The organism is Candidatus Obscuribacterales bacterium (assembly GCA_036703605.1).
Lineage (GTDB): Bacteria > Cyanobacteriota > Cyanobacteriia > RECH01 > RECH01 > RECH01.
The window spans coordinates 1-3,094 of record DATNRH010000968.1 but is presented as its reverse complement, the minus strand read 5'-3'; the positions used below and the strand labels follow the sequence as shown (position 1 = coordinate 3,094).

The window sequence follows — 3,094 nt, the reverse complement described above, 5'->3', positions numbered from 1 at the left end:
ATATCAGGTGCTGTCGATCATGCTGCCATCCGATTTATTGATCTACCGCCTTCAGGGGGCTGAGGTGATCCCCAAGCGGTTATCGCTGACTCCGGAGTATGAGGCGATCGCGGCTGAGCTGATCCAGATGTTTCAAGACTCCCAGGGAGCCACCCAGGGCGAACTCAACCGCCAACTACAGGATTGGGAGGGAGAAGGTATCGATTATCGGATCAAGCGCGGTCTGGCCCACATTGCCAAAAGCAACCTCAGTACGTTTGAGATCGTCAGCCCTCTAGAGCCTCAGCAGTTACGCGATCGCGTTTTTTCGGCTGCCGCCACCACCGTACCCTCTCCCCAAGCAACGACGATCACCTTAGAGCGCGTCGCCGATCAGCTCACCCAAGAACTGGGGCGCGATGTCCTGCCTGCCCATATTCGCGCCGGTCTCTATGCAGATCTAGCCGAAAACCGCATTCTCATGGAGTTCAATGCCCCTACTCCAGAGCAGTTGATCCATCGCTACAACCTGTCTCAGGTGCAGGGAATTTTCTACAAAGCTAGCCACATTGTCATCCAAGCCCATCGCAATGATCCCGGTGAATATAAGCTGCTGTTTCGCTACCTGAAGCTGTTTGGCTTGATGGCCTACATCGAGGGCGATGCCGACTATGGTTTCACTATCACCATTGATGGCCCCACCAGTTTGTTTAAGCCCAGCACCCGCTACGGGCTCGATATTGCCAAATTGATTCCTGCGCTGCTGCATGTCTCAAAATGGAGCCTTGAGTCTCAGCTTCAGGTGAAGGATTTTTATACCAAAGCCAACACCACCCGTCACTTTGCCCTAGATTCCGACTGCGGCCTCGTCAGCCACTATCCCCCCGGCAAGCCCTACGACAGTATGCTCGAAGCCTCCTTCGCCGATCGCTGGGCGGCGCTCAAGAGCGATTGGCATCTAGAGCGAGAGGTGGATCTGCTGCCGATTCCTGGCAGCGTTATGATTCCTGACTTTCGGCTGGTTCACAGCGACGGACGCACGGTGTTGCTCGAAATTGTGGGCTACTGGCGACCAGAGTATTTGCGCAAGAAGTTTGCCCAGGTGCAAAAGGTGGAAAGCGATCGCTTGATTCTGGCCATTTCCGATCGCCTCAATCTGGAAAAGGCTGGTGTGCGAGTCCAGGATATTCCGGTGCCTGTGGTGTGGTTTAAAACGAAGCTTTCGCCTAAGGCTGTATTAGAAGTCTTGGAAACTTTCGAGTAAATTGGTAGAAATCCATCATCGCTGTCCATTCTAGGGACATCTACTTGAGGGATATCTATACCGCTCACTGCTGCCTGTCCGATGTGTTTTAGGGGGTTAGCTACGCTGTAATGCCCTGCCCTAGGACTGAAGGGGTGATGCGATCGCTCAATCCTTGCTTAACTCCTGATGCGGGTGCCCAAATATGACCACCAATTCACAGCTTAGAATCTGGCGCAAAGTTGCCGCCCAACGGTTAGACGATCTCATCTCTAAGGCGGAAGCGGATGAGGTGACTGATATCGATAGTGTGGTTGATCATTTACTGCGAGCCCTGGGCGGCCAGTCCCCTCGTTCTAGCGATCGCCCTCCCTACGCTGGCCTCTTCCCAGATGGAGCCGTGGTGCAACAACGACGACGGGCTGCTGGCGGCATCCGTGTGTTTATTGAGCACCTCCAAGATGAAGATTTTATTCCCGCCGATGACCTGATTGATCAACTGCTGCGATCGCTCAGCAAGCTACCGCCGCGCCCAGCCGGTATTCCACCCTATGAGTCGTTGCTCTCTTTTAGCCAGGCAACCAGTCCTCGTCAACTTCAGCGCTGGCGGGAGTTAGCCGCCCAAGCCCTCGGACAGGTAATTACCCAGAGTCCTGGGGATCTCTGTGATGCAGATGGGTCTGTGGATGATCTGCTGCGGACCTTGGGTGGTCAGGGAATGCGCCCCGATGGTCGCCTCCCCTATCAAGGTTTGTTGCCGGAAGGCTCGGTGGCTGAACTACGCCAACGGGCAGCTAAGGGCGTGCAGGTGTTTATCCAACACATCAGCGCCGATCGCTTCGTATCCAGCGATGCTTTGATTGATGGTCTGTTGCGATCGCTGCGAGGATTGCCGCCTCGCCCGGCCGGTCGCCGTCCCTATGCTGGTCTGTTTCCAGAAAGTAGCATCAACGAAATTACCTTGGAGCACCTACAGCGTATTGCCTCCAATGGTCGTGATGCCCAACTGCGTAAGTTTGTGGGGCCGTTGAATGCCACCATGGAGGAGTTTGAGATTAATACACCCCTGCGCCAAGCCCATTTTCTGGCACAGGTGGCCCATGAATCCGGTGAGTTTAACTATGTGGAAGAAATTGCGTCGGGTGCAGCCTATGAAGGGCGGAGCGACCTGGGTAATACACAACCGGGGGATGGCGTGCGGTTTAAGGGGCGAGGTTTGATCCAAATCACGGGACGCTTTAACTACCAAGATATTGGTAAAGCGATCGGTATCGACTTGATTAGCAACCCGACCCGTTTAGCTGATGATGATCTAGCAGCCCGCAGCGCCGGCTGGTTTTGGAATCGAGAAAACCTCAACCAAGTTGCAGATAAGGATGATGTTCGTTTGGTTACCCGTATTATTAACGGTGGATTTAATGGGCTAGATGATCGGGTGAAAAAACTAGCGGCGGCGAAACGTGCCTTGGGCATTTAGCGATCGCTTTCAGGATTCTCAACGTCGCATGATTCCTCCTGTTTCACGAGCTTCGCTCATCTTGGCCTGCTTAAGGGATGAAAGGTGGGCTTTGACAGGCTCATATCAAATTTGGTTAGACACGCGTTTGATTACACGCGACTTATTCAAGGCTTGGTCAGTACCCGGATGCTCTAGCCTCCTTGGCAAGAGGGCGGTGAAGCGGGAGATCGAAGGCAAGATGTTCTTATCATGACCATGCCACCGGATTGGATGTCATATCAAGTCCGCTTAATCAGCCACACTTAGCATTGAAACGCCTTCCACCAATGGAACTGGGTCAAGCCTGAGATAAAGTCGGTAAGGTTCAGGAGTTGTACACAGCGCTGCTCTACCCGTTCCAGTAGGTCATCAAG

2 protein-coding genes are annotated in these 3,094 nt (G+C 53.6%); both read left to right on the top strand.

The features are described from left to right. Window positions 1-1,243 (top strand): DUF790 family protein (locus V6D20_19805; protein HEY9818030.1); only part of this gene is annotated, 1,243 nt, incomplete at its 5' end. A gap of 184 nt (window positions 1,244-1,427) precedes the next feature. Beyond that, complete coding sequence (locus tag V6D20_19800; GenBank protein HEY9818029.1) at window positions 1,428-2,699, top strand: glycoside hydrolase family 19 protein; 1,272 nt, start codon at window positions 1,428-1,430, stop codon at window positions 2,697-2,699. Window positions 2,700-3,094 lie beyond the last annotated feature (395 nt).

Excerpts from the sequence above, each read along its gene's own strand:
- V6D20_19800 (HEY9818029.1), top strand. The coding sequence starts at position 1,428 with ATGACCACCAATTCACAGCTTAGAATCTGGCGCAAAGTTGCCGCCCAA.